This is a genomic window from Edaphobacter sp. FHG110511_03 (assembly GCF_059115365.1).
On record NZ_JBZYWL010000035.1, the window covers coordinates 1 to 2,905 of the forward strand.

The following is a 2,905-nucleotide window of genomic DNA, read 5'->3' on the forward strand; positions in this document are numbered from 1 at the left end:
AACATTGGCAACAATCTCAACCAATAAGCTATCGTCAACTCCAGCCTCTCGTGCGACAACTAGATCGACGTCGTCTACCAAACCTCTACGCCGAACTATCTTCATGGCGACACCTGCGATGGCATTGTCCAGTCTATTGTCGCCTATGCCGCTCCGGGCTTTGAGAATGTCAGTGGGATTGAGGCCGACGGCCGCTGCGGTCTGAGTGTGGCCCGAGAGGCAATACTGGCAGGCGTTTTCCTGTGCAGTCACAAGTGCTACGATCTCCCTTTGGCGGGTTGTCAAGCGACCCCTCATGAGAGATTTTTTGAGAGCATGATAGCCATTGAAAGGGGCCGAAGACTGCGCGAGAGTTGCCATGGCGTTTGGTGCTTTACCCATCCGGGCTTTCATATTATCCAGAACTTCCGTGACAGTTGCATCGGTTGAGTTAGAAACAGGCGAAATGCGTGGCATTGATCTTCTCCATCGTGATTAAGTACGACATCTGAACTCCTAGGGGTGCATCGGAGTTTTCGCTTCGTTTGCCAAACCACAGCAACTAGGAAGTATTTATCCCGGCTATCCTTTTGGGTGCCATTTCCATTGCCCGAGAGAGCAAGAACGTCCGGAAGATACCGACGATCCCTGTTGGTTCTGGACCAGCAGGATATGCCATCGAAAAGCGTCTCGACAGCTTCAGTCCGTGTACTCTTGCGATCTTCAGCGTTCCGAGAGAGAGATGATTTCGGACTGCCCACCTCGAGACGAAGGTGATTCCGAGGCCGGCTTCCACCCCACTGAGCAGACCTTCGGTTGAGTCAAGCTCCATGCTGATCATCAGATCTTTCCTCTTCACCCCGGCCTTCGCGAGCGCCTGCTCCACCACTCTTCTTGAGCCGGAGCCAAATTCGCGCACGAGCAAAGGTTCGCTCTTCAGATCCTGCAACTTAATATCGTGATTAGCCCATCCATGAGTTGCGGGGACAACAAGTACCATGTGATCGTCCATAAACGGTTCGATATGGAGATCTTTTCGCTGCTCCGGACCTTCGATGAGCGCTAGTTGAATCTCTCGCGCGAGGAGGGATTCGAGCATCTCATCTGTGTTCCCGCTGCGAGCCGTGACTACGACCTTAGGGGCTGTCCTGCGAAATCCAGCTACGAACGTTGGCAGGAGATATTGACCGATGGTCTGGGATGCTCCCAGAGCGAGTTCTCCTGCATGTTGTCCGAACGCCTCGGCGACCGCGGCAAAGGCTTCGTCGGAAAGCTCCTTCATTCTTTCGGCAAACGGTAGCAGCGCCTTTCCGCCGGCTGTCAGCGCAATATGTCCCCCCCCGCGATCGAATAAGGGTACGCCGTACTCATCCTCAAGCGCTTTGATTTGCTGAGTAATTGCGGGTTGGGTGAGCAACAGTTCCTCTGCTGCCCGGCTGAAATTCAGATGCTGTGCCACGGCTCTAAATACTCGAATGCGGAAATTCTCAATCATGGCTTTATCCTTTTCTATTTCCCTTCAGCTTCCAACCCATGTGGCGTCGGCTTGATGGTTATCAAGCTAGAATGTCGAAATCTTATATTTACGGGGCCGGCTCCGGACTGGCAATTAGATATAGCGAGTGATGGGAGACAGTGCGAGCGACAAACGACGCGAGCAGATTGCAGGGCAGAAGGACTGCCAAAAGATGCCATTGACCCGTCAGTTCCACGGCCATCAGAGCCGCCATCAAAGGAGCGTGCGTCACAGCAGCCATCAGGAGTCCCATGCCGCAGATTGCGAGTATAGACGGCTCGCGACTATGGAGTAACTGGCCCGCCGCGAGACCGAGGGCAGCACCAGCAAAGAGTGTAGGAGTGAAGACTCCTCCGGCCGTGCCTGTGCCGACGCAGAAGGTTGTAGCGATCAGGCGATAGGTGAACACGCTGACAATTTCGAAGAACATCGTTTTGTTCTGCAATACTCCCGCAAGCGCAAGATCACCATTTCCCCAGACCTTAGGCTCGATCAGAGCAAGAACACCCACTGCCAGACCGCTCCACACCAGTGCAAAGGGCAGACGTTTCGCTGTTCCGGAGAGATGAAGAAGTTTTTGATAGGCTGGCCCAGCTACGCCCAAAACAAGAGCTAGAGGAAGAATCCAAAGGAGATCGTGCGTAATCGGCAACGATCCTTTCACGAGAAAGAGAGGGCCAGCACCCAGTAAAAAACGACTAACGAGCAGACCGGTGCTTGAGGCCAAGAGCAGAAGAGGAATATCCTTTCGCATCCAATTATTTAGGACAATCTCTGTGGCGAAGAAGACTCCGGCGATCGGCGCCTGATAAACGGCAGCGACCGCCGCGGCGACGCCATAAGCTACCTGCCGCGACAACGGAAGATTAGTTAGTAGAGATCGCTCTCCTATCCATGAGCAAATCGCAGCGGAGAACTGGATCATCGATCCTTCCCGCCCGATCGCGGCGCCGGTAGCTACGGACAAGGCAGAGGACGCGGTCCGCCAAACCGTCGAAGGGAGAGGAATCCTGCCATTTCTGAGACGAACGGCTTCGACGTATTCTTCAAAGTGCAGATCCTGTGCCGACTTGCGCATCATCCAGGCCAGAAAGGTTGCTAACGCCGCGCCGATAATTGGAATCAGCATGCGACGGGCGGGCGGCAACGTTGCTGCGGCCAGAGGTAACATTCCCGTCTGCTGAACAAAGATCCACTGAAGAATCCGAAAGAAGAGCCGTACTGTGACACAGGCCAAACCACTGGCAGCTCCGAGAACAATTGCCCAGACAGCGGATGCCAACCACGATGTCATCCCTTGTTCTGTGTCTCTGATGTCAGTAACTCTTGTGTTGATCATACATTTGCCCACTCTTCGGCTAACTCCTTTATCGCAGTTCCTGTAACTGTCCGTTCGGGGAGTGCGGACCG

3 protein-coding genes are annotated in these 2,905 nt (G+C 54.0%); all 3 read right to left on the bottom strand.

Going from position 1 to position 2,905, the window contains the following annotated elements; translation table 11 throughout:
• Positions 1-456, bottom strand: a 456-nt coding sequence (locus AC5S26_RS29785; RefSeq protein ID WP_494188575.1) for a carboxymuconolactone decarboxylase family protein, incomplete at its 3' end; no start/stop codon positions are given.
• An 85-nt stretch (positions 457-541) separates the two neighbouring features.
• Complete coding sequence (locus AC5S26_RS29790) at positions 542-1,474, bottom strand: LysR family transcriptional regulator (protein ID WP_494188576.1); 933 nt, start codon at positions 1,472-1,474, stop codon at positions 542-544.
• Between the two features lie 88 nt (positions 1,475-1,562).
• The gene (locus AC5S26_RS29795) at positions 1,563-2,789 is read right to left on the bottom strand and encodes a chloride channel protein (protein WP_494188577.1); all 1,227 of its coding nucleotides are present in this window, start codon (positions 2,787-2,789) and stop codon (positions 1,563-1,565) included.
• Positions 2,790-2,905 lie beyond the last annotated feature (116 nt).